We start from the raw sequence: 24,713 nt of genomic DNA, 5'->3' as shown, positions 1-24,713 counted from the left end.
CTCATGTTTCAGACGGCCTTTGCCTATTCAAAGCGTTTATTTTTTATCGTACAAACCGCGCACCACGCGACCGATCGCGGCAATGCCTTTTTCCAACGTTTCCGCGTCCTGCGCAATGCTCATGCGGATGCACTCGCGTGCGTGCGGATAATCTTGCGTATCGATGCCGACAAAGAAATGCTCGCCCGGAATAATCAGCGTGCCTTCAGCCTTGAGCATTTCATACAAGGTTTTCGACGAAACAGGCAGGTTTTCAAACCAAAGCCACAAGAAAATCGCACCTTCAGGCTTGTGGATTTTCAACGGATACGCGCCCAATTCACGCTTGAGCAGGGAGACCGCCGTTTGCGCCTGCTGACGGTAAAACGGCTGAATCACTTCATCGGCCAGCTGTTTCAGACGGCCGTCGTTCAACAGCGGAGCCGCAATCGCCGCGCCGAAACGGGTTGGCGACAGGTTCACAATTGCATTCAAACTGCTGACGGCTTTGACCACTTCCGGCGCGGCGACAATAATGCCGGTACGCACGCCGGGCAGGCCGATTTTAGAAAGGCTGAAGCAGAGGATAATGTTTTCGTGCCAGTTGAGCGTCACATCGCTGTAAATAATATTCGGGAACGGCATTCCGTAAGCGTTGTCGATAATCAGCGGAATCCCGTGTTCTTGCGCCAAAGCGTCCAAACGCGCCATCTCGCCGTCGGTCAGCACATTACCGGTCGGGTTGGTCGGGCGCGAACAGCAAATCGCACCGATTTTGCCCTCTTTCAATTCAGGCAGGCTCTCCAGCGCGTCAAAGTCCACGCGGTATTTGAAAAATCCCGCTTCGCCTTCGTGTTCGACGTTTTCGATTTTCGGCTTAACCGAAATAAAATGCTGCCCTTCGACATGCACGTCGGCATAACCGATATATTCAGGCGCAAGCGGCAACAAAATGGCTTTTTCAGCCGTTTGGCCGTCTGAAAGATTAAACTTGCCGCCGAACAGGTTGAACAAATAGAAAAACGCGTTTTGCGAACCATTGGTCAGCGCGATATTGTCCGCCGTCAGATTCCAGCCGTATTCACGGTTGAGAAACTCAGTCAAAGCCGCAATCAGCGCCGCATCTCCCTGCGGATTGGAATAATTGCCGATATTCTCAACAGCGTGTTCCGTCGCCAGCTTGGAAAACACATCGGCGAACACCGCATTGACTTCAGCAATCTTCGCCGGATTGCCGCCGCCAAGCATATTGACGGACTTGTCGCTTTTGAGCGCGTCGCCCAAATCGTCCATCAACTGCAAAATACCGCTGTGTTGTGTGAATTTTTCGCCGAATGCTGAAAACTGCATGGAAACTCCATTGCTGGGTATGTGGAAACAATAAACCGCTATTATAAGAACAAAGGCCGTCTGAAAACCAGTTATCCTGATTTTTCAGACGGCCTATTTGACGGAATAGTGGCTTGATACAACCTTATTGGTCTACAGGTATTATTTCTTCCTGCCAAAAATCAGTGATATCACCGACAAGATCAAGAAACCGGCAAATAAAATTTTGGCTATGCCTGCCGCACTACCTGCAATACCACCGAAACCTAATACAGCTGCAATAATAGCGATTATAAAGAAAACGATCGAATAATGAAGCATGATTTTTTTCCTTTCGGTTTAATATAAAAACGGTCGAGTGAGACCCGACCGTTTATGGTGAAATTCAACGGTCTTAGTTGTTCAACCAATCATCAATTTCTTTTTCAACTTCATCTTTAGTACGGCCGTAACGCTCTTGGAGCTTACCGGCCAACTGATCGCGCTTGCCTTCGATGATGTCCAAATCGTCGTTTGTCAACTCGCCCCATTTTTCTTTGGCTTTACCTTTAAGCTGCTCCCATTTTCCTTTGATAATATCTTCATTCATGGTTATACCATCCTATCTTATTGATTAATATTTGACTCACGGATAAAATCGCTTGCATTTAACCTTACTTGATAATTTTTTAATTTGCAAGCAATGCCAATGCTGATTTTTTAATCAGCTAACCAATAGCTTATCAATTTCTTAATTAATCAATAAGTTATACAAAACCGTTAAATTTTGAAAATATTAAGATATTATTGATTGCCGCCTTTTAAGTGTATTTTTTAAATCAATCGACCTCACTATAAAAAACAGGCCGTCTGAAAATCTTTCAGACGGCCTTTTACTATCCAATCTTTCCTTAACGGCCAAAATTGTCTCGGCGTTCGCGCCAGTCTTGGCGGATGGAGCCGCTTTTGCTGACCGGTGTGTCTTGTTCGACTTCCCAAATAAAATTCGTTCCGCCGACAATCGGATGCGAGCCGCGCAAACCGATGTGGCTGCCTTGGTCGGCAACGGCGGTTCGGCTGTATGATTGGCCGCCGAAACGGGTTTGCGAGGTTTCGATGCCGCTTTTGATGCTGCCGTAGAGCTGTACGTCGGCGTGTGCGGCAAGTGCGGCGGTGGAAAGTGCGGCAGTGAGGAGAAGTTTCAAGTTCATGGTTTATCCTTTTTTGGAGAGGAATTGTGTGACGATTGTATCGGCCTTGTGCGTAAACAAGTTACAATTCTTGCAAAATCTGACAGGAGTTTTGATGATGCGCTCTTTACGCGCCGCCGCTGTGCAAATGGTGTCGTCCACCGACCCCGAAACCAATATTGCCACCATGAAGCGCCTTGTTCGCGATGCTGCCAAACAAGGGGCGGATTGGGTGTTGCTGCCCGAATATTGGCCGCTGATGGGCAAAAACGATACGGACAAGCTGGCATTTGCCGAGCCTTTGGACGATGGACGCGTTGGCAAAACCTGCCACACCCGTTTTCAGACGGCCTTAAGCGAAACGGCAAGGGAATGCGGCGTGGTGTTGTTTGGCGGAACTGTTCCGCTGCAAAGCCCAGACGCTGGCAAGGTGATGAACACGATGCTGGTGTATGACCGCGACGGCAACCGAATCGGGCTTTACCACAAAATGCACCTTTTCGGCTTTTCCGGTTTGGGCGAACGCTACGCCGAAGCCGATACAATATTAGCGGGCAACGATGTGCCGAAATTGAGCGTGGACGATGTTCCGCTGGCGGCCGGGGTCTGCTACGATTTGCGCTTTCCTGAGTTTTTCCGCGCCCAGCAGCCGTTTGATGTTTTGCTGTTACCGGCTGCATTTACCTACACGACCGGCAAGGCGCATTGGGAATTGCTGCTGCGCGCCCGTGCGGTGGAAAACCAATGCTACGTCATCGCGTCGGCACAAGGCGGACTGCATGAAAGCGGCCGCCGCACATTCGGCCACAGTATGATTATTGACCCTTGGGGCGATGTATTGGCGACGTTGCCGGAAGGCGAAGGCGTGATTTGTGCCGATTTGGATACTGCGCGCCTGCAAAGCGTGCGCACGCGCCTGCCTGCCCTGAAACACCGATTACTTTAAACACGCACTATGTCCCAGTTCCAACCCACACGCATTCTTGGCATCGACCCTGGCAGCCGCGTGACCGGCTTCGGCGTGATTGATGTCCACGGCCGCGAACATCATTATGTTGCTTCCGGCTGTATCAAAACGCCGACCGGCGCGTCGCTTTCCGAACGCATCGCCGTGATTGTCCGCCATATCGACGAAATCATCCGCCACTATCAACCCCATCAGGCAGCCATCGAGCAAGTATTCGTCAACGTCAATCCGGCCGCAACGTTAATGCTCGGTCAGGCGCGCGGTGCAGCGATTGCCGCTTTGGTCATGCACGATTTGCCCGTGTTTGAATACACCGCTCTTCAGGTCAAGCAGGCTGTGGTCGGCAAGGGCAAGGCCGCCAAAGAGCAAGTGCAGCATATGGTGGTCCAAATGCTTGCACTTTCAGGCACGCCGCAAGCCGATGCCGCCGACGGACTCGCCGTCGCCCTCACCCACGCCCTGCGCAATCACGGATTGGCTTCGCAACTCAACCCCGACGGCTTGCAGGTCAAGCGCGGCCGTTTCCAATGGTAAGCCGACATTCAGGCCGTCTGAAATCGTGTTCCAGCCCGTTTTCAGATGGCCTTTCGGTTATAATAGCCCTTTGCCCACATACAGCGAGCCTTCATGAAAGCCGCCTTCCTTTTTCTCTACCTCATCCGCCTGCTGCCTTTTTGCGTGTTGCACAAGATTGCCGACGCGATCGGTATTCTCGCCTATTACGCGGTCAAACCGCGCCGCAAAGTCGGCGAAATCAACCTCAAAAAATGCTTTCCCGAGCTAAACGACAGCCAGCGCACCGCCCTGCTCAAACGCCACTTCCAACACATGGCCAAGCTGATGCTCGAATACGGCCTCTACTGGTACGCGCCTGCGGACAAGCTGCGCTCGTTGGTACGCTATCAAGACAAACACCATCTTGACGAAGCCCTCGCCGTCGGCGAAAAAGTCATCATCCTCTATCCGCACTTTACCGCATTTGAAATGGCGGTTTACACGCTCAATCAGGATGTGCCGCTGACCAGCATGTATTCGCACCAAAAAAACAAAGCTCTGGACGAGCAAATCCTGAAAGGCCGCCACCGCTACAACAATGTTTTCCTGATCGGCCGTACAGAAGGCCTGCGCGCCATCATCAAACACCTGCGCAAAAGCGATGCGCCCTTTCTTTATCTGCCCGACCAAGACTTCGGCCGCAACGATTCCATTTTCGTCAATTTCTTCGGCATTCAGACGGCCACGATTACCGGCCTCAGCCGTATCGCCGGCATGACCAAAGCCAAAATCATTCCCGCCATCCCCACGCGTGAAGCCGACAATACCGTAACCCTGCGCTTCTATCCGGCTTGGGACAATTTCCCGACCGAAAATGTCGAAGCCGATACCCAGCGCATGAACGACTTCATCGAAGAGCGGGTACGCGAGCATCCCGAACAATATTTCTGGCTGCACAAACGCTTCAAAACCCGTCCCGAAGGCGAAAACAGCTTTTATTGACTACATTAAATTACAATTTAAATAGGCAAAAAGCGACGAAATCCTTCTTTCGCTGCTTTTTCATTTTAATTGAATCAAACCGAAACTCATGTTCGATTCCAAACAATCAAATAACATTCCGCTTTAAATGCTTTAAAAACAGCTTTTTTATCGCGATTGAAACTCTCAAACAACCCTATATTTTTTCTCAAATGAAAAACATCAGTCTCAATACACTTTTTTCATTTACATATTAAATTTAATTCCTTTTAAAAACAATATGTTGCAAAACAGTTCATCCAAAAAAACACAATTTAATCATTCAAAATATGCAATAAAAGTAAATTTAAAATGAAAAATACAAAATAAATATCTAAATTTAAAATAATCATGAAATTTAATTGCAAAAATATGACAAAAATTGCAATTTATACTGGGCCAGACCTTCAGAAAAAAATACTTGGCAAACTGTAAAAATTCGCGTAAATTTCACTACATTAAATTACAAAACATTCAGACGGCCTCAGCCGGTTTTAGATCTTTTGTAAGCAGTTTTCTGATATTGCAAGAAATTGCGGTATTTTAGAGGATTTCGGTGCAATGCCCGAAATGAAAGTTTACCGATGCAGAGTTGAGCTGCATCTGTAAAGCCGCAGGTGAAAGCCTGTATTGTTTGTGAAGCGTAAATCTCTGATTTGAGGTATTGGGGCAATCCTGTGGGGGATTGCCTCTTTTTTTATCTGCGCCGTCATGCCACAATGACATCATCCCTTATCCAACCCGATCACGCCATGACTCCGATACTCGCCTTCGACATCGAAACCATTCCCGACGTAAACGGCATCCGCCTGCTTTACGATTTACCTGCCGATTTGCCCGACAACGAAGTCGTCCTGTTTGCCCAACAGCAACGCCGCGCCAAAACTGGCAGCGACTTTATGCAACACCATCTGCACCAAGTCGTCGCCATCTCCTGCTGTATGCGCTGGGGGCAGGACAAAATCCGCGTCAGTACCATCGGCGATCCCGAAGACAGCGAAGAAGTCATGATTGCCAAGTTCTTCGAGGTCATCGAAAACTATACGCCACAACTCGTCAGCTGGAACGGCGGCGGTTTCGACCTGCCCGTCCTCCACTACCGCGCCCTGATACACGGCATCAGCGCCGCCCGCTATTGGGACATGGGCGACGGCGATTTTGGCGACAGCCGCGACTTTAAGTGGAACAACTACATCAGCCGCTACCACACCCGCCATTGCGACCTGATGGATTTGCTCGCCCTCTACCAACCGCGCGCCAGCGTGCCTTTGGACGATATGGCCAAACTCTGCGGCTTCCCCGGCAAACTGGGCATGGACGGCAGCAAGGTTTGGGATGCTTATCATGCAGGCCGTCTGAAAGACATCCGCGATTATTGCGAAACCGATGCCGCCAATACCTACCTGATGTACATGCGCTTTCGCATGATGAGCGGTGCGCTCGATGCCGACGAATACGAAGTCGAAATCAAACGCATCAAACATTATCTGGCCGCACAAGCCGAAGAAAAACAACATTGGGCGGAGTTCGTCGCTGCTTGGCGTTAAACCAGGCCGTCTGAACAGACAAACCAGAAAACCCAAAGGGCGTGATCGACACGCCCTTTTTTATATTCCGACAAATCATGCCCGCTAAGCAGGCAAACGCCCCAGCGTGACCCTGTCCAATCCTGCCAAATCCTGTTCGGTCGCCACTTCTGCAAAACCGTTCTCCAACATAATATTCCGCACTGCTTCGCCTTGGTCATAGCCATGTTCAAACAGCAGCCAGCCGTTGGCTTTCAGGTATTTGGGGGCTTCTTGGGTAATGTGGCGGATATGGCTGAGGCCGTCTGAAAAGTCGGTCAGCGCGTTTTGCGGTTCAAACCTCAAATCTCCTTGCGATAAATGTTCATCACCGCTCTCGATATACGGCGGATTGGAAACAATCACATCGTATCGGCCTTCAGACGGCCTGTCGGTATCAAACCACGAACCCTGCGCAAACTCGACTTTTGCGCCCAATTCGGCCGCATTTTGACGGGCGGTATCCAAAGCACCGACGCTGATATCGGATGCCCGAACATCGGCATCAACGCGTTCAAGCGCGACGGTCACGGCAATGGCACCGCTGCCCGTTCCCAAATCCCACACACGTCCTTGCGGCGGCAAGCGTTTGAGCACGGCTTCCACCAAATGCTCGGTTTCAGGGCGTGGAATCAGCACATGGGGATTGACGGCAAAACGTCTCCCGTAAAATTCACGCTCGCCCAACAGATAGGCCATCGGCTCGCCTTTCAGACGGCGTTGCGCCAGCCTGTCCGCCCGCTGCCGGACTTCGTCCGGAATTTCTTCCCCGCCCCGTGTCAACAACTGCACGCGCGTATATCCCGAAGCATATTTCAGCAGCATTCTTGCTTCATTTTTAGGTAGTTTTGACAAGCCCAACCATTCGTCAAACATCATTTTTTATCCCGTCTGCCGCCGATGCGGCTCGAACATTTTTTCCGGCTTTGCGGCACGCTTATTCAAAAAATATCATTTTCGCTTTGAAATTATATAATAAAGAAAAACACCTTATCGCCGTTTCGATACCGTAGGAATTTATCCGAATAACAGAAACGCTCCGCCGTCATTCCGCGAAAGCGGTCATCCGGAAACATAAGGCTGAAGCGATTTTCGGGAATGACGATTTGAAAGTTGCCCGAAATTCAAAAACAAGCGAAACCGAACGGGGCGGATTCCCTTCCAAGCGGCAACAACGGAATAAATAAAAAACAATGATATAGTTGATTTTACTTTGAATTTGCGATATTTGCGGCAGCTGAAAAAATCCGCACCCGCCTTCAAATGCGGATACGGATTTTCTTGTTAAACAAACTTATTCAGCCAACAATGCTTCCGGTTTGACTTTTTCGCCATACACGGGCAACAGGGTTTTTTCATAGGCGGCTTTCAGACGGCCGTCTTTTTTCATGGCGGCGATTTCGCCGTTGACCCAGTTCAAGAGATCGGCGTTGCCTTTTTGAACGGCGGGTGCGATAAATTCGGCAGGGCCTAAATTACCGATGGCGACTTCAAAATCCGGGTTTTCTTTCGCCCATGCCCACAGCAGGGCGTTGTCGTGGGCGAGTGCTACGCCGCGGCCGTCTTTCAGTGCGTCGAAGGTTTCGGTGTTTTGGTCAAATTTCAGCAGTTTGACTTCAGGATGGCTTTTGGTGAAGAAGGCGTCGGCGGTAGTACCTTTGTTGACCAGCAGGGTTTGGTCTTTCAATTGCGCCACGTCGGTAATCGGTTTGTCTTTGGGGGAAACCACGCCCAAGGCCACTTTCATGTAGGGGTCGGCAAAGTCGACAGCTTCGGCGCGTTCGGGTGTTTTGGTGAAGTTGGCCAGGATGAGGTCGACTTTGCCGGAACGGACGTATTCGACGCGGTTTGCGGCCTCGGTCAGGACGAACTCGACTTTGTCGGGGCTGCCGAGCAGATCTTTGGCCAGATCTTTGGCGATTTCAACGTCAAAACCTTGGTTTTTACCGTTGGCATCAACATAGCCGAACGGAGGCTTGTCTCCGAATACGCCGATACGGATCACGCCTTTTTCTTTGATTGAGGCAACGGTTGCCGCGCCGCCGCTTTGTGAAGATTGGGCATCGCCGGAGCCGCCCCCGCAGGCGGTCAGACCGACGGCGATGGCAGCGGAAGCGAGTAGCGCTTTGAATTTTGCGTTCAGTTTCATTGGGAATCTCCTTTTTGAATGTTTGCTTGGGATGGAATGCCGTCTGAAAGGGGGTTCGGACGGTTTGCGGTAAATCAGTAGTCCATGCCTGCCAGAAATTGGCGGGCGCGTTCGCTTTTTGGTGCGGAGAAGAAGGTTTCGGGGTCGGACGATTCGACGATGCCGCCTTTGTCCATGAAGACGATGCGGTCGGCAACTTTGCGTGCAAACCCCATTTCGTGGGTAACAATCAGCATACTCATCCCTTCGTGGGCGAGTTCCAAAACCACTTCCAAGACTTCGCGCACCATTTCGGGGTCGAGTGCGGCGGTGATTTCGTCCAGCAGGATGACTTCCGGATTTAGGCACAGGGCGCGGACAATGGCGATGCGCTGTTTTTGTCCGCCGGAGAGTTCGCGTGGATAGGCGTTTTTGCGGTCGGATAAACCGACGCGTTCCAACAGTTTGTCGGCTTGTGCTTCCGCTTCGGCGCGGTTGCGGTTTTGTACTTTTACCGGGCCTAAGAGGATGTTTTCGATGACGGTCATGTGGGCAAACAATTCATAGCTTTGAAAGACCATGCCGACTTTTTGCCGGGCGGTTTGCCAGGAAACGTCTTTGCCGAATTCGCCGATGCCGTCCATCACGATGCTGCCGCCTTGGTGCGGCTCCAAACCGTTGACGCAACGCAGGAGGGTAGATTTGCCGCAGCCGGACGGACCCAATAACACAATCACTTCGCCTTTTTCCAAGTCCAAATCTAAGGATTGAATGGCGGTTACGCTGCCGTATTGTTTGTGCAGCTTGCGGATGCTCAATAAAGCCATATCAGTGTTCCCATTTTTGTTCCAGCTTTGTCGCCAACAGCGACAGCGGCCAACAGCATAAAAAATACAGCATAAAAATCAGGCCATAAACCCAAAATGAGGCATTGGGCTGCGTCAGCAGAGAGTTTTCAATAATTTGTTGCCCCACTTTGACCACTTCAATCACGCCGATAAGCGAGGCGAGCGAACTGGTTTTAATCATTCGCGTAAACAAATTAACCGCCCCCGGCAAAGCACGGCGGACACTTTGCGGCAATTCGATGTAGCGGAACACTTGACGACGGCTCAAACCCAGTGCCAAGCCCGATTCGACTTGATGTTTTTCAATCGATTCCAATGCGCCGCGCACCAAATCGCCCATTTCGGCGATGCCCCAAAGCGTAAAAACCCAAACGCAAACCCAAAATCCGCCGATGTGTATGCCCGTCCACACGGACAAACCGAAATACAGGCCGAACAGCCACACCAAAATCGGCACGATGCGGATGGTTTCGAGATAAAACCGTCCGATAAGGCGGACAAGCCGGTTGCGCGAACGCAAAACCAGGCCGAACAACGTCCCCAATACGCAAGAAGCCGCAACAGAGATTAAAGAAATTTGTGCCGTTAAGAGCAGGCCTTCGCCCAAACGTGCCGCATTTTTTCCTTCAAAAAGCCAGTCAAACGCCATATTTCGCCCTCCGTATGCGGTTTTCCAATCGCCGCACCAACAAAGAAACAGGTAGCAGGATAATCAGATAAGCGGCAAACAGCAGGAACAATGCCTCGTTGGTTTTGTAGTCCATACCAATCACATCTTTGGTAACAAACAACAATTCCGCAATACCGACCGCGCTAATAACGGATGTTTCTTTTATTAAAAACAATACATTAGCGGCAACAGCCGGAAAAGCGACCGCCCAAGCCTGCGGCAATTCGACATAGCGGAACACTTGAAATCGGCTCAAACCAACGGCTTTGCCCGCCTCGACCTGCCCTTTTGGCACTGCCAAAATGCCGGCGCGGACGGCTTCCGCCATATAGCTTGCGCCCAAGAAAACCAGCGCGATCACGCCGCAGGTGAAACCGTCCCATTTAATGCCCATTTTCGGCAGGCCGTAATACAGGAAAAACAACTGGATCAACAGGGGCGTATTGCGCGACAGTTCGATATAGGCGCGTGCCAATGCGTAGAAAGGGCGGATGCGGTATGCCGTTACCACGGCGACGGGCAGGCCGAACAGCAACGACAAAACAACGCCGTAAACGGACAATTCCAGCGTCAGCTTTGCCGCATCGGCGAATTTGGGTATGGCATCGATCAGATAAGGCCAGTTCATCAGAATCAGACAATCAGCTTAACGAAAGGCGGTATTTTAATTAACTTGTAAGATAATGTTAAAGAATTCTTGGGAATATCAAACATCATAAAAAAGAATAAGGCGATGCCGTCTGAAAAAACTTTCAGACGGCATCGTGCCGGATTCCGCGTCAGATTGCGCTGCCGCCGACGGTCAGCCCGGCATCGATACGCAAAGTCGGCTGCCCCACGCCGACAGGGACGCTCTGCCCTTCTTTGCCGCACACGCCGACACCGCTGTCCAACGCGGTATCGTTGCCTATCATCGAAACATGTTTCAGCACTTCGGGGCCGTTGCCGATGATGGTCGCGCCTTTGACAGGATATTGCAGCCTGCCGCCTTCGACCCACCACGCTTCGGATGCGCTGAATACGAACTTGCCGCTGGTAATGTCCACTTGTCCTCCGCCGAAGTTGACGGCGTAAATGCCCTTGTCGATGGACGCGATGATTTCTTCCGGCTCATAGCCGCCGTTTTCCATAAAGGTATTGGTCATGCGCGGCATAGGCGCAGAAGCGTAACTTTCGCGGCGGCCGTTGCCGGTCGATTGCGTGCCCATTAGGCGGGCGTTGGTTTCGTCCTGCATATAGCCGACCAAAATACCGTCTTCAATCAATACCGTGCGGCGGGTTTCATTGCCTTCGTCGTCAATATTGAGCGAACCGCGTCTGTCGGCAATATCGCCTTGGTCCACAACGGTCACGCCTTTGGCAGCCACGCGCTCGCCGATTCGGCCGGAGAAAACGCTGGTTTCTTTGCGGTTGAAATCGCCTTCCAAACCATGTCCGACCGCTTCGTGCAGCAACACGCCCGGCCAGCCGTTGCCCAAAACAACGGTCATCTCGCCGGCAGGCGCAGGACGGGATTCGAGATTGGTCAGGGCTTGTTTGACGGCGGAATCGACAAACCGATGCACCAAGTTTTCATCGAAATACACCAAATCATAACGTCCGCCGCCGCCCGCGCTGCCCTGCTCGCGACGCTCGCCCTGCTTGGCAATGACGGTTACATTCATGCGCACCATCGGGCGGATATCGGCAGCGTGTTTACCGTCCAGACGGGCGATGTACACCATGTCGTATTCGCAGGTCAAACCGGCCATCACTTGCACGATACGCGGATCGGCGGCTTTGGCCAGCGTTTCGACTTTGTTCAACAGCGCGACTTTGGCAGCGGAATCAAGGCTGGCAATAGGGTCAATCGCCATGTGGACAGGTTTGCCGTAGGCAGGTGTCGGCACTTTGACACTGGCTTCGCCGCCGGCCGCACCAATCACGCGCACTGCTTTGGCAGAGCGGTTGATCGAATCGATACACAGGCTGTCGGCGTAGGCAAAAGCGGTTTTATCGCCCGAAACGGCACGCACGCCCACGCCCTGATCGATTTGGAAGCTGCCCGATTTGACGATGCCTTCTTCCAGATGCCAACTTTCATAGGCAGTGCGCTGACAATAGATGTCGGCATAATCGACATGGTTGGCGCCGATAATGCTCAGGCTTTGGGCGAGCAAATCAGGGGAAAGATGGTTGGCTTCGAGCAAATCTCGCTGTACGGCGGCGTAGGTTTGTTGCATAATTCTTCAGACGGCCCGACAAGCAGGCAAAGTTAATTTGGCCTTGATTATACGGTATTTTATATGGATTTGGATATGTTGATTGCTTGGGTTTATGAGTGATTGAAACAAATCAAAAGGCCGTCTGAAACATAGGGTCGAAATGTTTGCCTTACCCTATTTCAACGTCAGCCGCGTGAAGAAGATAACAAATCATCGTAGGATTGATGTAGCACTGGCTGATAAAGATTCAAATAATAAATAGATTGGAATTAAAATGAAAAAGTTACTTGTTGTATTGCTAGGACTGGCAAGCCTTAATGTTTATGCTGCTGACCCCGTAACCAGAGGAGCATTACAAAACAATCCGGCACTGTGTCAGTATGGCTACAATCCCAACTGTACATCGTCTCGTCAGTATCAACAAAATCAACCTACGGAAATTGTTAATATCAATGTTCCTTCAAAATACGGAGCATGGGCAATCAATCCTAAAACAGGTATATCAGGTGGTGCACTTGAGATGGATTCACTTGAGGCTGCAAAAAGGCTGGCCATTAAAACCTGCGAAGAAGGTGGAACAAATAAACCGTGTAAAGTTAGAGCCTGGGTTCGCAACGGCTGTATCGCCGTTGCTCAAGCAAAAGATGGTTCAGCTTTTTTTGGCATAACCGACCCGGGTATGGCTGAAGCGGAGGCATTAAGAAAATGTCGAAAACGTGGAGCTTTACAATGTAGAATTATTGCTACAGAAGGTTGCTCTATGCCGAAATTCTAATAGACCAAAGGCCGTCTTTATTCAGACGGCCTTTTCAATCACGGCAAAGCCGATACCGAAATTTAATTTCCATACAAAACAAATCATTACGACAAAACCCATTATTTTTTCAATTTTGCTATTGATAATAGTTATTATTAGCGTATAATCAAAACCACTCGGAAGACGTCCTAATCCGAGCCATTAAACGACAGATTTTATCCCCCTCTTTCCCATTATCTCTTGATACTCGGAGTGCGCATATACGAAACATACCTGTTCCCCTTTATATCAGATACTCAAAACCGAAAACATGAAACCCACTGCCGATACAGTGGGTTTCGTGTTTTGTGGTGTTCGGTTTATCAGGCTTGGGACTGCTTATCAGGCCGTCTGAAACCGAATAGACCTGATTATCGGCAGGTTTTCATGTTCAACTTGCCATAACGGCCGACAATGTTTCTGATGTCTTGGGCGTCGCGCTCGTCAACTGCCATGAAGACTACGGTCATGCGCGCCACGCTCAAACCGGTATCGGGTGCGCTTCTGTCTTCCTGTTCGACAATGCGCGCGCCGCCGAAACCTGCGCTGGACAAGCGTGAAATCAAAACTTGGGCGGAAGAGCGGCTGCGTGTTACGTCAATGCTGATTTCGCCGTTGTGAATGCTGCCGCTAAAGCCGCGGCTGCCCAAGGCATCAAGCTGGGCGGAGGTGTCGCCGTCGGCAGGCAAAACCACGCGGAAGGTTTTGGAAGCAGTCTCGCCACTGGATGCGCCGTTGCGTTTTTCGATACTGCGGCTGGCGGCATGAGGCCATTTGCCCAACAGGCCTTTGATGCGGTGGTAATCGTCTTCATCCATTACCACGGTGGCGCTGCTGGTACACAAGCGTTCCACGCCGGCCGCGCCCATCTCTTCTTCAGCGGCGCGACGCTCTTGCGCCTCTTTCTCGCGGCGCATTTTTTCTTTTTTCTCTTTCAACTGCTGCGCTTCTTGCTTTTTACGCAAGGCTTCCGCTTCTTCTGATTCAGGTTCGGCCATAATCAGGCCGTCTGATTCAACCACCACCCAATCGGGTTGCGATGCCTGCTGAGGCTCGGCTTTGGGTGCGTCCAAAGAAGACGGGCGCAATAATTCGTGCGTGTCGCCTTCCAAAGCAGATTCGGGTTTGGCGGTTTTATGTTGTGTCCGATAGGCAACCATGCTGCCAAAAACAATGATGTTGAGTGCGACCAAGACCGCAAACAGCCATTTCATGATGCGTTTTCCTTTTTATTGTCCGTTGCGATGGGCAATCCAATGCAAGAGCCCGTGAATCACGAGATTATCGACGATTTTCACTTGATTGTCATGAACGAATGACTCCGGCAGCGCCTGCACGACTCTGGCCGCGCCGCCGCCCGTGATAATGATATCGACCGGTTTGCCCTCGCCCGTTTTGTCTTTCAGACGGCCATGCATCATCATCAACGCGCCGCAAACGGCATCCATCATGCCGCTGGCAATGGCGTTCGGCGTTGTGGTTGGAAACGGATATACCTTGCCGATGGGGCGGTTGAGGTTGGCGGTTTTGAGCGCCATCGCCTCTTTCATCAAGTGGAAACCGGGCATAATGGTGCCGCCGAGATAATGATTGTCTTCCGTCAGCGCGTCGGTGGTTATGGCGGTACCGCAGCTGACGACGACGCAGGCGTTTTGCGTAAAGCGGCGGCTGCCCAGCGCATTAAACCAACGGTCGGAACCATGTTCTTCAGGGCGGCGGTAATGATTGCGGATACCCAAGGCCTGCGGCATGGAAGACAGCCATTCGACCGGACGGGTTAATTGTTCTTCTACCATCGCTTTTTTTACCGAACCACACACGGCGCAACCGACAATCTTCACATCATCATCGGCAAATTGCAGCCATTCTTCACCCAGCTGGGTCAAATCACGATACGGCGCGCGGCCGACTTCGGAAAATGTGCCGTTCTCTACCCATGCCCATTTCAACTGACTGTTGCCGCCGTCCAGCAGCAAAAAGCGTTCCGGTTTGGCAGCGGCAGGTTGTGCCGGGCGGTTATCCGGGCGCAAACTGATCTCGCCGCTGACAATGGTTTTCTCACCTTTGTCCGTCAGCAAACGCAACGCGCCTTGCGCATCCACGCCTTTGACCACTCCTTCGTGTACAACGCGTCCTTCCTGAAGCAGCAACACCGGTCTGTTTGTGTCACGGTTGGCGGCATCGTATTCGCCGACACATGACGCGAATCCGTTTTGCGCGTATTCGTTCAACAGCGCATCAAGTTGCACCAATACCGCATTCAACAAGGTTTTGACGCTTACGCCCTGCTTAGAGGCCGTCTGAAACAAGGCCTGCACGGAAGTGGCGTTTTCAACTTCTTTCGGCAATACAAAATTGATGCCGATTCCGATGACGGCGACGGTTTTATTCTCTACCCGAGCCGTTTCAATCAAAATACCGGCCAATTTATCGTTGGCCACGACCAAATCGTTCGGCCACTTGATATTTACGTCCAAACCGATATCGGCAAGCGCACGGCGGCAAGCCAATGCCACTACCAACGCCAGCGAACCCAGCTCATATTGCGGCTTGTCAAACGTCCAGCCCAAGCTGAACATCAGACATTCGCCCTGTCGGTTGACCCAACTCCGCCCTTGCCGTCCGCGTCCTTTGGTTTGGAAATGCGCCACACACAAGGCCTTATGCGCCAAATCTGCCGACTGGCGCGCCAATGCCATGATTTCATCGTTGCTGGACGAACATTCGTGTTTCAACTGCGCACGAAAACCCTGTTTTCCGGCCATTTGTTGCAAAGATTCTTCGGCAAACACAGCCAAAGGGCGCACCAAGCGCCATTGCCCGTCATGCTGGCGCAGCAAACCGCGAATATGGCCCGGCATCTGCTGCCAGAATCCGTTTAATTGTTGCGGCTTCATCCCGACCACACGCGCCAACTGAGAAACGTGTTGCGGCAGGCCGTCTGAAAGCGCGGCGAGCAAGGCCCAATGGCGGCTGTTCAAATCCGTCATTCGCCTCCTCCGGCTTTGCGGATTTTCGCCAAAGTTTTGGTGGTCGAAGTCTGGTGTAAAAACGGAATCGAAAATACTTTGCCGCCACGCGCAAACGTCTCGGCCGCACCGACAATCTTATCCACAGGCCAATCGCCGCCTTTAATCAATACATCGGGTTTGACCATTTCAATCAACGCAGCCGGCGTGTCGTCATCAAACCATGTGACCAAATCCACACTGGCCAATGCCGCTGCCACTGCCGCGCGGTTTTCCAAAGGATTAATCGGACGGTCGTCACCTTTGCCCTGACGGCGCACCGAAGCATCGGTATTCAACGCCAACACCAAAGCCGCACCGGCCGATCGCGCCTGCGCCAGATACGTTACATGGCCCCTATGGAGAATATCGAAACAACCGTTGGTAAACACCAGCGGACGGGGCAATGCCGCCAAACGCTCCGCCAGCTTTTCGGGCGGACAGATTTTGGATTCGAATTCTGGAGCTGACCATTCGGACATGATGCGGTTCCTTTGGGAATGAAACAGAAAATAATCGGGATATTATAAAGGATAACGGCGAAACGCCATAAAAAGATACCGAACGGTACAATATTATTCGGGCTTGACTGCGTATTCATTGACATTTGATAACACGGCAAACGCCATTTTTGCCAATGCCATGATGAAACGGTTTGATAAATACTTTTTTGAAACCCAATTAAATCTGAAGTAAAATTCAGGTATAAATGGAAAAAGCCTGCATACAATATGCAGGCTTTCATCTGGGGTGGCTGATGGGGCTCGAACCCACGACAACTGGAATCACAATCCAGGGCTCTACCAACTGAGCTACAGCCACCGTAAAAATTGGCACGCCCGACAGGAATCGAACCTGTAACCCCCGACTTAGAAGGTCGGTGCTCTATCCGGTTGAGCTACGGGCGCTCATGCCGATTCGTGCGAAGAATTTTGTGGTCGGGGCGGTGGGATTCGAACTCACGACCCTCTGCTCCCAAAGCAGATGCGCTAACCGGGCTGCGCTACGCCCCGACTGAAGACCTGAACTATACAGACCCTTTTTAACCCGGTCAACACTTACTTTGCTTTATTTTTTCATTCTTTGGTTATCTTATTATTTTTAATCGTTATTTATTTTTATGTTTCGTAATCAGGGCCACTCTTTTGTGTCAGGCCGTCTGAAAAATGCGATAATTTAAACACAATATTTGTCCCTATTTAGGAGGAAAAATCATGGCTGCACAACTTATAGACGGAAAAAAAATCTCCCAGCAACGCATCGAGGCGGTCGCGCAGGCGGTAAAAGCGCGTCAGGAAAAAGGTTTGCACACGCCTTGCTTGGCGGTGGTATTGGTTGGCGACGACCCTGCCAGCGCGGTTTATGTACGCAATAAAAAACTGGCCTGCCAAAAAAGCGGCATCGAATCGCGCTCTTATGAGCTGCCGTCTGATACCACGCAAGACGATTTGCTGAAACTGGTGGACGAATTGAACGGCGACCCTGCCGTCGACGGTATTTTGGTGCAACTGCCGCTGCCGGCACACATCGATAGCCAAGCGGTTTTGGAGCGTATCGAGCCGCATAAAGATGTGGACGGCTTCCACCCTTACAACGTCGGCCGCCTGGTCGTCAAAATGCCGCTGATGCGCCCTTGCACACCCAAAGGCGTGATGACTTTGTTGGAAGCCTACGGCATCGACCCGAAAGGCAAAAAAGCGGTCGTCGTCGGCGCATCCAATATTGTCGGCCGCCCGCAGGCGTTGGAATTGCTGCTGTCCCGCGCGACGGTAACCATCTGCCACAGCGCCACGCAAAACCTTGCCGATGAAGTTGCGGCCGCAGATATTTTGGTGGTCGGCGTAGGCATTCCGAATTTCGTTAAAGGCGAATGGGTCAAACCCGGCGCAGTGGTTATCGATGTGGGCATCAACCGCTTGGACGACGGCAGCCTGTGCGGCGACGTGGAGTTTGATGTCGCCAAAGAACGCGCGTCCATGATTACGCCTGTTCCCGGCGGCGTCGGCCCGATGACGATTGCCACTTTGTTGGAAAACACGGTACACGCGGCCTCATTGCACGATTAATCGCTGTCATTAAGTTAGGCCGTCTGAACATGGTTTTTCAGACGGCCTGACCTGTTTTTTTGCTTTTTACCTTATTGGCTTCACATGTCCTTACTCTCTTCACACACCGACAACCCGACTTTCCGCAACGCTTCCTATATCCTAATGGGTTTGGCCTTGCTGATTGTCTTGCACTACCATTTTCTGCCGCTGCTACTGTCGGTTATTCTGACCTATATCTTTATTACGCGCACCAACGGCGTCATCCTCAAACTCCGCCGCCGTGTTTTGCCGCGCAACACGCGGCTGCATAAATCGCTCAACGCGCACAATATCAACCTGATTTCCACCACGCTGACGCTGGCCATCGTGTTCAGCATCATCACGATGATGTCTTTGGGCATTTACCACCTGATACACGGCGGACACGTCGGCTTTATGTTGGCCAAGCTGGCGGCGATTTTGGAAGACACCAAAAACAGCCAAGACCTGCCTGCGGCCATTCTCAACATGCTGCCCAACAATATGGCCGAAATCAAAGCTTCGGCAATCAAGCTGATTGAAGAATACCGCGCCGCGCTGACCCGTATCAGTAAAAACAGCATCACGTCCTTCGTGTACATCCTCATCGGCATCATCATCGGCGCCATGCTCAGTTTCCACCGCCTGAAAATGCGCAAAAACCGCCACAAAATGCCGCTGTTTAAAGCCGAATTGATGCGGCGCATCGTCAATTTTGAAACCAGCTTTGAACGCGTGTTCCTCGCCCAAGTCAAAATCTCGCTGATCGACACCTTCCTGACCGGCCTGTACCTCTACTTGGTTTTGCCGCTGTTCGGCGTTGACCTGCCGTTTAAAATAACCGTCTTGATCGTCGCCTTTATCGTCGGCCTGATTCCGGTGGCGGGCAACCTGATTTCCAACACCATCATCATTATTTTGAGCCTCGGCGCATCGCTTTACGTCGCACTTGCCTCGTTGGTTTTCCTCGTTGTCATCCATAAACTCGAATATTTCCTCAACGCCAAAATCATCGGCTCGGAAATCGAATCCAGCGCATGGGAATTGCTGGTGGCGATGGTCGTCTTTGAACGCATTTTCGGCATCGGCGGCATCATCGTCGCGCCGGTTTATTACGCGTATCTGAAAAATGAATTGAAACTGCAAAAATTGATTTAATCAGTTGCATTTATACACATCAAAGGCCATCTGAAAACGACAATCGGGTTTTCAGACGGCCTTTGCTTTACCTTTTCTTACACTTTACGGCATAATGGCAGCCACGCATTTCTAGAAGAAAGATAAACAATGTCAACCAAAACCCCTTCACTATTCGGCGGCGCGATGATTATCGCCGGTACGGTTATCGGCGCAGGCATGCTTGCCAACCCGACCGCCACTTCCGGCGTATGGTTTACCGGCTCGCTGGCCGTGTTGCTGTACACCTGGTTTTCCATGCTCTCCAGCGGCCTGATGATTTTGGAAGTCAATACCCATTATCCGCACGGCTCCAGCTTCGACACCATGGTTAAAGACCTGCTCGGCCCGACTTGGAACGTCATCAACGGCGTTGCCGTCGCTTTCGTTTTATACCTGCTCACCTACGCCTACATCTTCGTCGGCGGCGACCTGACAGCCAAAGGCATCGGCAGCGCGGTAGACAGCGAAATCTCGCTCACCGTCGGGCAACTCGTCTTCTTCGGCATTCTCGCCTTTTGCGTTTGGGCATCAGCACGCTTGGTTGACCGCTTCACCAGCATCCTCATCGGCGGCATGGTATTGACCTTTATTTGGGCAACCGGTGGCCTGATTGCCGATGCCAAAATGCCTGTCTTGTTCGACACCCAAGCCCCTGCCGGCACCAGCTACTGGATTTATGTCGCCACCGCCCTGCCCGTCTGCCTTGCCTCATTCGGCTTCCACGGCAACGTCTCCAGCCTGCTCAAATACTTTAAAGGCGACGCACCCAAAGTGGCCAAATCCCTGTGGTCGGGGACGCTGATTGCCTTGGTGATTTACGTCCTCTGGCAAATCGCTATCCAAGGCAACCTGCCGCGCAACGAATTCGCACCGGTTATCGCCGCAGAAGGCCAAGTTTCCGTCCTGATCGAAACGCTGTCCAAGTTCGCCCAGACCGGCAATATGGACAAAGTGTTGACCCTGTTCTCCTACATGGCGATTGCAACGTCCTTCCTCGGCGTAACGCTCGGCCTGTTCGACTACATCGCTGACATCTTCAAATGGAACGACAGCATTTCCGGCCGTACCAAAACCGCCGCGCTGACCTTCCTGCCGCCTTTGATCTCCTGCCTGCTCTTCCCTACCGGCTTCGTTACCGCCATCGGTTACGTCGGCTTGGCCGCAACCATTTGGACAGGCATCATCCCCGCCATGCTGCTCTACCGCTCGCGCCATAAATTCGGCGTCGGCAAAAACTACAAAGTTTACGGCGGATTCTGGCTGATGGTTTGGGTCTTCCTCTTCGGCATCATCAACATTGCCGCCCAAATATTGAGCCAAATGGAGCTCGTTCCCGTATTTAAAGGTTAAATTCCCTTAAGGCCGTCTGTAACACCCTCTTTCAGACGGCCTAATTCATTATTTTCCGCTACAATACCCCCTTTCCCCCAACGAACACCGTCCATGTACGACAATATCCGTTTCCATCTCGACGAAGACTACCCCGACCAGCTCCCGCCCGAAAACGCCGCCACCCACATCGGCATGTACTGGCAGTGGGCGGCGCAGGCAGGCCTCGTCAACCCCGTCTGGCAAACCGCCCCCGAAACTGCAGCCGACTTCGCCGCCATGACCTCGGGCAAAATCAGCGGACGGCACTTCCTGCTCAAACACATGGACGGCGCACTGACGGCAGACGACTTTACCGAACTCGGCCAACGGTTTACCGAGTTCTACTACACCGACGAAGAAGACGGCTACGGCGCATTTATGGAAGACTACGTCCTCGCCCTCGACACACCCTCGCTCGGCGGCTTCTACCACGTCAAAAGCACCCCGGAAACCTTCGCCAAACTGACCCCCGTTTTTCAGACGGCCTTTGAAAAATGGAAAAGCAGTTTGAAAGCAGAAAAATATTCAAAAGAATCCACACAATGAAGCCGAACTATTCTATCGACATTGCTATTAACTGCTTCCGTCCAGGTGGCGGCATGGAAAGCTACACTTTCGACCTGGTCCGTGGTTTAAGCGCACACGGCATCAAACCTACCGTCTTTGCTGCACAAATTGATACAACGGTTCCGGAATACCGCCAAGTTGATACGCATCACGTCAATCAAAAAAAGATTCCAAAAAAGTTGCGTCCTTTTTTCTTCAGTATGCAATTGGCCAAACTCCGGCAAAACAGGAATATCTCCCTTATTGCCTGCAATCCCAGTGATTATGCTGATATCTTTGTCTGCGGCGGTACACACTTAGGTTACCTGCACAACATGGGTAAAACCCCAAACCTACTTGATAGACTCATCATTCGGCGTAACCGCACCAACTACTCAACGGCAAAATTGATCATGGCGCATTCACACCTAATGCAACACGAGTTGATCAACCTCTATGGGGTACCTTCTGAAAAAATCCATGTTATCCATCCACCTGCCGATACTGCACGCTTCTACACCAAATCGGAAGAAATTCCTGCAACTCGTGCGAGATACGGATTTAAAGACGACGAAACTATTTTCCTATTTCCATCAACCGGACACACCCGAAAAGGCTTGGATTTATTAGCAGAATTTTTCGAGCATACCGATTTACCCATCAAACTGGCTGTTGCCGGATCGCCCTTACCACGACCAATGGACAACGTCATTGAGCTTGGTTTCTGCAAAAATATGCCTGAACTTTACCGAGCTGCTGACTTCACTATCATGGCATCACTGTACGAACCATTCGGACTGGTTGGCATAGAATCTATTTTGTGCGGAACCCGAGTTGTTTTCTCCGACAATATGGCATGTACCGAAGTCATGAACGAAAATGCAGGCTTCTTTTTCTCACGTCAAAACCCAGAAACATTGGCACAAGCCATCACTCAAGCAGTTTCTCTCAAACGGCAGGGAAAACACAAAATTACCTCTCCTATGCAGGCATTAACCTATAATCCCACCTTAACGCATCATATCGACCAAACTCTCAATATGTTGAAGGCCGTCTGAAAACAATATTTAGGAACACCATGAAACTCATCATCCTCGACCGCGACGGCGTCATCAACCAAGACCGCGACGATTTCGTCAAATCCGTTGACGAATGGATTCCCATCGAAGGCAGCATGGATGCCATCGCCTTTTTAACGCAGGCAGGTTACACCATTGCTGTGGCCACCAACCAATCCGGTATCGGCCGCAAATACTTTACCGTGCAAGACCTGACCGAAATGCACGCGAAAATGCACCGCCTTGCCGTTCAAGCAGGCGGCGCCATCGATGGCATTTGGTTTTGCCCGCACACTGCCGCCGACAACTGCGAATGCCGCAAACCCAAGCCCGGCATGATTATCGACATCATCGAACGCTTCAAGGCCAATGCCGCCGAAACCTGGCTGGTCGGCGACAGCCTGCGCGACCTGCAAGCCATTGATACCGCAGGCGGCAAATCCGCACTCGTCCTGACCGGCAAAGGCAAGAAAACGCTGGCCAAACACGAACAAGAACTGCCCGAACATACCCAAGTCTTCGACAACCTGCTGGCTTTCTCGCAATACATCATGCGTGAAAACACACGAATCGAAGAAGCCGCGCAAGCCATCCTATAACCGACAAGGCCGTCTGAAAACTGCCGACAACGGCGTTCAGACGGCCTTCAAACGACAGACTTTTCCCCGATATGCTGATTATCCGCAACCTGATTTACTGGTTCATCCTTTCCTCCAGCATTATTTTGCTGTTCCCCTTTATGCTGCTTGCCCTGCCTTTCCAAGGCGGCACACACAAAATGGCGCAAATTTGGGTGCGCATCCTCAACTGGTCGCTCAAGCACGTCATCGGTTTGAACTACACCTTAAGTGGCGCGGAAAACATTCCCGACCACCCTGCCATCATTTGCGCCAAACACCAAAGCGGCTGGGAAACCCTCGCCCTGCAAGAGATTTTTCCGCCACAAGTCTATGTTGCCAAACGCGAACTGTTCAAAATCCCTTTCTTCGGCTGGGGCTTGAAGCTGGTTAAAACCATCGGCATCGACCGCAGCAACAGCCGCGAAGCCAACAAACAACTCTTAGAACAAGGCCTTGCGCGTAAAAACGAAGGCTATTGGATTACCATTTTTCCTGAAGGCACACGCCTGCCGCCCGGAGAAAAAGGCCGCTACAAGCTCGGCGGCGCGCGCATGGCAAAAATGTTCGAGATGGATATCGTCCCCGTCGCGCTCAACAGCGGCGAGTTTTGGCCGAGAAATTCCTTCCTCAAATACCCCGGCACGGTCAGCGTCATCATCGGCAAACCCATTGCCCAGAACAACGGCAATGAAGCCGAACTCATGGCCCAATGCGAGCAATGGATCGAAAGCCAACAACCCCTGATTACCGGACAAGGCCCGTTCGCGCCCAAAACCAAATAAATCATTCCATCGGGTGAGCCGCTATACCCGCCCTTATCATGCCGTCCAATATTTTTCTCAATATCATGCCCCACCTCCATACCCACACCCTTTCAGACGGCCTTACCATTCATATCCAGCTCAAACGCAGTGCCAAGAAAAACCTCATCTTGCGCCCCGTTTCCGCCGATACCGTCAGCATCAATATCCCTCCGTTTGTTACCCAGCGCACCTTTACCCAATGGCTGAACGACAACGAAGCCATCCTGCGCCGTACCCTAAACAAAACACCGGCCCGACAAACACCTACAGACACGCTTCCCGAATGGATTTGGTATCAAGGCGTTCAGACGGCCTTGTCCGTCCACGCAGCAAACCACATCCAAATCAGGCCGTCTGAAATCCTGTTGCCCGAAAAAGAAAACGCCGCCCAACTCACCCATTTGCGCCGTTTCCTACACGAGCGTGCGCGCGAGTATCTGCTGCCGCGCCTCGAAGGCCATATCCGAACCATCCGCCTGACCCCGAGTGCCATTTCCCTTTCCAACGCCAAAACCTTCTGGGGCGTTTGCCGCCACACCACCGGCATCCGCCTCAACTGGCGGCTCATCGGCGCGCCCGAATATGTCGCCGACTACGTCTGCCTGCACGAACTCGCCCACCTGCGCCATCCCGACCACAGCCCTGCATTTTGGGCTCTGACACACTCGCTCACGCCGCATGTCGACCAAGCCGAACAATGGCTGAAGGCGCACGGCAGCGAATTGTTCCACCTCGGCTAAGTCTTATCCGGCAGCATTTTTTTGCAAGCAAACACCAGCCCAAAGCAAAGAACCAACGCCCTCCAAACAAATCATGTAGCCGCGCGTAAAATCAAGTTTATCCGCTTGCCGCCCCTCATACCTGCCGATAAGATGATGTCGTTCTCAAAACC

The 24,713-nt window shown here is 51.6% G+C and carries 26 protein-coding genes and 3 tRNA genes; 13 read left to right on the top strand and 16 right to left on the bottom strand.

Annotated features, from left to right (window positions below; genetic code table 11):
• Positions 1 to 36: 36 nt before the first annotated feature.
• The 4 genes from FAH66_RS10175 to FAH66_RS10160 form a co-directional block, all read right to left on the bottom strand.
• The gene (locus FAH66_RS10175; protein WP_137041496.1) at positions 37 to 1,329 is read right to left on the bottom strand and encodes a valine--pyruvate transaminase; all 1,293 of its coding nucleotides are present in this window, start codon (positions 1,327 to 1,329) and stop codon (positions 37 to 39) included.
• A gap of 141 nt (positions 1,330 to 1,470) precedes the next feature.
• On the bottom strand, positions 1,471 to 1,629 hold the full coding sequence (locus tag FAH66_RS10170) for a DUF1328 domain-containing protein (RefSeq protein WP_039862543.1): 159 nt from the start codon (positions 1,627 to 1,629) through the stop codon (positions 1,471 to 1,473).
• 73 nt (positions 1,630 to 1,702) lie between these two features.
• Positions 1,703 to 1,897: a CsbD family protein gene (locus FAH66_RS10165; protein WP_137041495.1), complete on the bottom strand. Its 195-nt coding sequence runs from the start codon at positions 1,895 to 1,897 to the stop codon at positions 1,703 to 1,705.
• Between the two features lie 301 nt (positions 1,898 to 2,198).
• Positions 2,199 to 2,498 (bottom strand): porin, encoded by a 300-nt coding sequence (locus FAH66_RS10160; protein ID WP_137041494.1) that lies wholly within the window; start codon positions 2,496 to 2,498, stop codon positions 2,199 to 2,201.
• 94 nt (positions 2,499 to 2,592) lie between these two features.
• Here FAH66_RS10160 and FAH66_RS10155 point away from each other — a divergent pair, with 94 nt between their 5' ends.
• The 4 genes from FAH66_RS10155 to FAH66_RS10135 all read left to right on the top strand — a co-directional run bounded on the left by FAH66_RS10155 (position 2,593) and on the right by FAH66_RS10135 (position 6,506).
• Positions 2,593 to 3,423, top strand: coding sequence for a carbon-nitrogen hydrolase family protein (locus FAH66_RS10155; protein ID WP_137041493.1), 831 nt, complete (start codon positions 2,593 to 2,595; stop codon positions 3,421 to 3,423).
• A 9-nt stretch (positions 3,424 to 3,432) separates the two neighbouring features.
• Positions 3,433 to 3,978, top strand: a complete 546-nt coding sequence (ruvC, locus tag FAH66_RS10150; RefSeq protein WP_003684216.1) for a crossover junction endodeoxyribonuclease RuvC — start codon at positions 3,433 to 3,435, stop codon at positions 3,976 to 3,978.
• 93 nt (positions 3,979 to 4,071) lie between these two features.
• On the top strand, positions 4,072 to 4,941 hold the full coding sequence (locus FAH66_RS10145) for a lipid A biosynthesis lauroyl acyltransferase (protein ID WP_137041492.1): 870 nt from the start codon (positions 4,072 to 4,074) through the stop codon (positions 4,939 to 4,941).
• Between the two features lie 770 nt (positions 4,942 to 5,711).
• Positions 5,712 to 6,506: a 3'-5' exonuclease gene (locus FAH66_RS10135; RefSeq protein WP_003749126.1), complete on the top strand. Its 795-nt coding sequence runs from the start codon at positions 5,712 to 5,714 to the stop codon at positions 6,504 to 6,506.
• An 84-nt stretch (positions 6,507 to 6,590) separates the two neighbouring features.
• Here FAH66_RS10135 and prmC read toward each other — a convergent pair whose 3' ends face one another.
• The 6 genes from prmC to tldD form a co-directional block, all read right to left on the bottom strand.
• Positions 6,591 to 7,403 carry a peptide chain release factor N(5)-glutamine methyltransferase gene (gene prmC, locus FAH66_RS10130; protein WP_137041490.1) on the bottom strand — a complete coding sequence of 271 codons (813 nt, stop codon included), beginning with the start codon at positions 7,401 to 7,403 and terminating at the stop codon, positions 6,591 to 6,593.
• Between the two features lie 415 nt (positions 7,404 to 7,818).
• On the bottom strand, positions 7,819 to 8,673 hold the full coding sequence (locus tag FAH66_RS10125) for an amino acid ABC transporter substrate-binding protein (protein ID WP_137041489.1): 855 nt from the start codon (positions 8,671 to 8,673) through the stop codon (positions 7,819 to 7,821).
• Between the two features lie 74 nt (positions 8,674 to 8,747).
• Positions 8,748 to 9,479 carry an amino acid ABC transporter ATP-binding protein gene (locus FAH66_RS10120; RefSeq protein ID WP_137041488.1) on the bottom strand — a complete coding sequence of 244 codons (732 nt, stop codon included), beginning with the start codon at positions 9,477 to 9,479 and terminating at the stop codon, positions 8,748 to 8,750.
• Position 9,480: 1 nt separating this feature from the next.
• Complete coding sequence (locus tag FAH66_RS10115) at positions 9,481 to 10,149, bottom strand: amino acid ABC transporter permease (protein ID WP_003684173.1); 669 nt, start codon at positions 10,147 to 10,149, stop codon at positions 9,481 to 9,483.
• Positions 10,139 to 10,798, bottom strand: coding sequence for an amino acid ABC transporter permease (locus tag FAH66_RS10110; protein WP_137041487.1), 660 nt, complete (start codon positions 10,796 to 10,798; stop codon positions 10,139 to 10,141). Before FAH66_RS10110 ends, FAH66_RS10115 begins: the two co-directional genes overlap by 11 nt.
• A 151-nt stretch (positions 10,799 to 10,949) precedes the next feature.
• Entirely contained in the window at positions 10,950 to 12,392 is a 1,443-nt protein-coding gene (tldD, locus tag FAH66_RS10105) for a metalloprotease TldD (RefSeq protein WP_137041486.1), read from the bottom strand.
• 256 nt (positions 12,393 to 12,648) lie between these two features.
• Between tldD and FAH66_RS10100 the strand changes: the two genes are divergently transcribed.
• Positions 12,649 to 13,149, top strand: a complete 501-nt coding sequence (locus tag FAH66_RS10100) for a DUF4189 domain-containing protein (protein ID WP_137041485.1) — start codon at positions 12,649 to 12,651, stop codon at positions 13,147 to 13,149.
• Positions 13,150 to 13,541: 392 nt separating this feature from the next.
• On the opposite strand, the gene FAH66_RS10095 is transcribed toward FAH66_RS10100, so the two are convergent.
• From FAH66_RS10095 to FAH66_RS10070, 6 genes are all read right to left on the bottom strand, one after another.
• Positions 13,542 to 14,384: a cell division protein gene (locus FAH66_RS10095; protein ID WP_137041484.1), complete on the bottom strand. Its 843-nt coding sequence runs from the start codon at positions 14,382 to 14,384 to the stop codon at positions 13,542 to 13,544.
• 15 nt (positions 14,385 to 14,399) lie between these two features.
• Positions 14,400 to 16,160, bottom strand: a complete 1,761-nt coding sequence (locus FAH66_RS10090; RefSeq protein ID WP_137041483.1) for a bifunctional biotin--[acetyl-CoA-carboxylase] ligase/type III pantothenate kinase — start codon at positions 16,158 to 16,160, stop codon at positions 14,400 to 14,402.
• Positions 16,157 to 16,663 (bottom strand): adenylyltransferase/cytidyltransferase family protein, encoded by a 507-nt coding sequence (locus tag FAH66_RS10085; protein WP_137041482.1) that lies wholly within the window; start codon positions 16,661 to 16,663, stop codon positions 16,157 to 16,159. The genes FAH66_RS10090 and FAH66_RS10085 overlap by 4 nt, the downstream gene beginning before the upstream one ends.
• A 261-nt stretch (positions 16,664 to 16,924) precedes the next feature.
• A tRNA-His gene (locus FAH66_RS10080) sits at positions 16,925 to 17,000 on the bottom strand.
• A 9-nt stretch (positions 17,001 to 17,009) separates the two neighbouring features.
• A tRNA-Arg gene (locus tag FAH66_RS10075) sits at positions 17,010 to 17,086 on the bottom strand.
• A 27-nt stretch (positions 17,087 to 17,113) separates the two neighbouring features.
• Positions 17,114 to 17,191 (bottom strand) — tRNA-Pro (locus FAH66_RS10070).
• Between the two features lie 201 nt (positions 17,192 to 17,392).
• Here FAH66_RS10070 and folD point away from each other — a divergent pair.
• From folD to FAH66_RS10030, 8 genes are all read left to right on the top strand, one after another.
• On the top strand, positions 17,393 to 18,244 hold the full coding sequence (gene folD / locus FAH66_RS10065; RefSeq protein ID WP_137041481.1) for a bifunctional methylenetetrahydrofolate dehydrogenase/methenyltetrahydrofolate cyclohydrolase FolD: 852 nt from the start codon (positions 17,393 to 17,395) through the stop codon (positions 18,242 to 18,244).
• A gap of 84 nt (positions 18,245 to 18,328) precedes the next feature.
• Positions 18,329 to 19,402, top strand: a complete 1,074-nt coding sequence (locus tag FAH66_RS10060) for an AI-2E family transporter (RefSeq protein ID WP_137041480.1) — start codon at positions 18,329 to 18,331, stop codon at positions 19,400 to 19,402.
• A gap of 129 nt (positions 19,403 to 19,531) precedes the next feature.
• Positions 19,532 to 20,773 carry an aromatic amino acid transporter gene (locus tag FAH66_RS10055; RefSeq protein ID WP_137041479.1) on the top strand — a complete coding sequence of 414 codons (1,242 nt, stop codon included), beginning with the start codon at positions 19,532 to 19,534 and terminating at the stop codon, positions 20,771 to 20,773.
• 93 nt (positions 20,774 to 20,866) lie between these two features.
• Positions 20,867 to 21,340 carry a DUF7832 domain-containing protein gene (locus FAH66_RS10050; protein ID WP_137041478.1) on the top strand — a complete coding sequence of 158 codons (474 nt, stop codon included), beginning with the start codon at positions 20,867 to 20,869 and terminating at the stop codon, positions 21,338 to 21,340.
• Positions 21,337 to 22,398, top strand: coding sequence for a glycosyltransferase family 4 protein (locus tag FAH66_RS10045; protein ID WP_137041477.1), 1,062 nt, complete (start codon positions 21,337 to 21,339; stop codon positions 22,396 to 22,398). Before FAH66_RS10050 ends, FAH66_RS10045 begins: the two co-directional genes overlap by 4 nt.
• Positions 22,399 to 22,418: 20 nt before the next feature.
• Positions 22,419 to 22,997, top strand: a complete 579-nt coding sequence (gmhB, locus tag FAH66_RS10040) for a D-glycero-beta-D-manno-heptose 1,7-bisphosphate 7-phosphatase (protein WP_137041476.1) — start codon at positions 22,419 to 22,421, stop codon at positions 22,995 to 22,997.
• A 71-nt stretch (positions 22,998 to 23,068) separates the two neighbouring features.
• Complete coding sequence (locus tag FAH66_RS10035) at positions 23,069 to 23,800, top strand: lysophospholipid acyltransferase family protein (protein ID WP_137041475.1); 732 nt, start codon at positions 23,069 to 23,071, stop codon at positions 23,798 to 23,800.
• 38 nt (positions 23,801 to 23,838) lie between these two features.
• On the top strand, positions 23,839 to 24,561 hold the full coding sequence (locus FAH66_RS10030) for a M48 family metallopeptidase (protein ID WP_372512641.1): 723 nt from the start codon (positions 23,839 to 23,841) through the stop codon (positions 24,559 to 24,561).
• Positions 24,562 to 24,713: the final 152 nt, after the last annotated feature.

The sequence above is a fragment of the Neisseria subflava genome (assembly GCF_005221305.1).
Classification (GTDB): Bacteria; Pseudomonadota; Gammaproteobacteria; order Burkholderiales; family Neisseriaceae; genus Neisseria; species Neisseria subflava.
This window is presented reverse-complemented; position numbering and strand designations above follow the sequence as displayed.

Bases quoted from the DNA above. Each gene is read 5' to 3' on its own strand.
- FAH66_RS10175 (WP_137041496.1), bottom strand. From the start codon at position 1,329: ATGCAGTTTTCAGCATTCGGCGAAAAATTCACACAACACAGCGGTATT.
- FAH66_RS10170 (WP_039862543.1), bottom strand. From the start codon at position 1,629: ATGCTTCATTATTCGATCGTTTTCTTTATAATCGCTATTATTGCAGCT.
- FAH66_RS10165 (WP_137041495.1), bottom strand. From the start codon at position 1,897: ATGAATGAAGATATTATCAAAGGAAAATGGGAGCAGCTTAAAGGTAAA.
- FAH66_RS10160 (WP_137041494.1), bottom strand. From the start codon at position 2,498: ATGAACTTGAAACTTCTCCTCACTGCCGCACTTTCCACCGCCGCACTT.
- FAH66_RS10155 (WP_137041493.1), top strand. From the start codon at position 2,593: ATGATGCGCTCTTTACGCGCCGCCGCTGTGCAAATGGTGTCGTCCACC.
- ruvC (WP_003684216.1), top strand. From the start codon at position 3,433: ATGTCCCAGTTCCAACCCACACGCATTCTTGGCATCGACCCTGGCAGC.
- FAH66_RS10145 (WP_137041492.1), top strand. From the start codon at position 4,072: ATGAAAGCCGCCTTCCTTTTTCTCTACCTCATCCGCCTGCTGCCTTTT.
- FAH66_RS10135 (WP_003749126.1), top strand. From the start codon at position 5,712: ATGACTCCGATACTCGCCTTCGACATCGAAACCATTCCCGACGTAAAC.
- prmC (WP_137041490.1), bottom strand. From the start codon at position 7,403: ATGATGTTTGACGAATGGTTGGGCTTGTCAAAACTACCTAAAAATGAA.
- FAH66_RS10125 (WP_137041489.1), bottom strand. From the start codon at position 8,673: ATGAAACTGAACGCAAAATTCAAAGCGCTACTCGCTTCCGCTGCCATC.
- FAH66_RS10120 (WP_137041488.1), bottom strand. From the start codon at position 9,479: ATGGCTTTATTGAGCATCCGCAAGCTGCACAAACAATACGGCAGCGTA.
- FAH66_RS10115 (WP_003684173.1), bottom strand. From the start codon at position 10,149: ATGGCGTTTGACTGGCTTTTTGAAGGAAAAAATGCGGCACGTTTGGGC.
- FAH66_RS10110 (WP_137041487.1), bottom strand. From the start codon at position 10,798: ATGAACTGGCCTTATCTGATCGATGCCATACCCAAATTCGCCGATGCG.
- tldD (WP_137041486.1), bottom strand. From the start codon at position 12,392: ATGCAACAAACCTACGCCGCCGTACAGCGAGATTTGCTCGAAGCCAAC.
- FAH66_RS10100 (WP_137041485.1), top strand. From the start codon at position 12,649: ATGAAAAAGTTACTTGTTGTATTGCTAGGACTGGCAAGCCTTAATGTT.
- FAH66_RS10095 (WP_137041484.1), bottom strand. From the start codon at position 14,384: ATGAAATGGCTGTTTGCGGTCTTGGTCGCACTCAACATCATTGTTTTT.
- FAH66_RS10090 (WP_137041483.1), bottom strand. From the start codon at position 16,160: ATGACGGATTTGAACAGCCGCCATTGGGCCTTGCTCGCCGCGCTTTCA.
- folD (WP_137041481.1), top strand. From the start codon at position 17,393: ATGGCTGCACAACTTATAGACGGAAAAAAAATCTCCCAGCAACGCATC.
- FAH66_RS10060 (WP_137041480.1), top strand. From the start codon at position 18,329: ATGTCCTTACTCTCTTCACACACCGACAACCCGACTTTCCGCAACGCT.
- FAH66_RS10055 (WP_137041479.1), top strand. From the start codon at position 19,532: ATGTCAACCAAAACCCCTTCACTATTCGGCGGCGCGATGATTATCGCC.
- FAH66_RS10050 (WP_137041478.1), top strand. From the start codon at position 20,867: ATGTACGACAATATCCGTTTCCATCTCGACGAAGACTACCCCGACCAG.
- FAH66_RS10045 (WP_137041477.1), top strand. From the start codon at position 21,337: ATGAAGCCGAACTATTCTATCGACATTGCTATTAACTGCTTCCGTCCA.
- gmhB (WP_137041476.1), top strand. From the start codon at position 22,419: ATGAAACTCATCATCCTCGACCGCGACGGCGTCATCAACCAAGACCGC.
- FAH66_RS10035 (WP_137041475.1), top strand. From the start codon at position 23,069: ATGCTGATTATCCGCAACCTGATTTACTGGTTCATCCTTTCCTCCAGC.
- FAH66_RS10030 (WP_372512641.1), top strand. From the start codon at position 23,839: ATGCCGTCCAATATTTTTCTCAATATCATGCCCCACCTCCATACCCAC.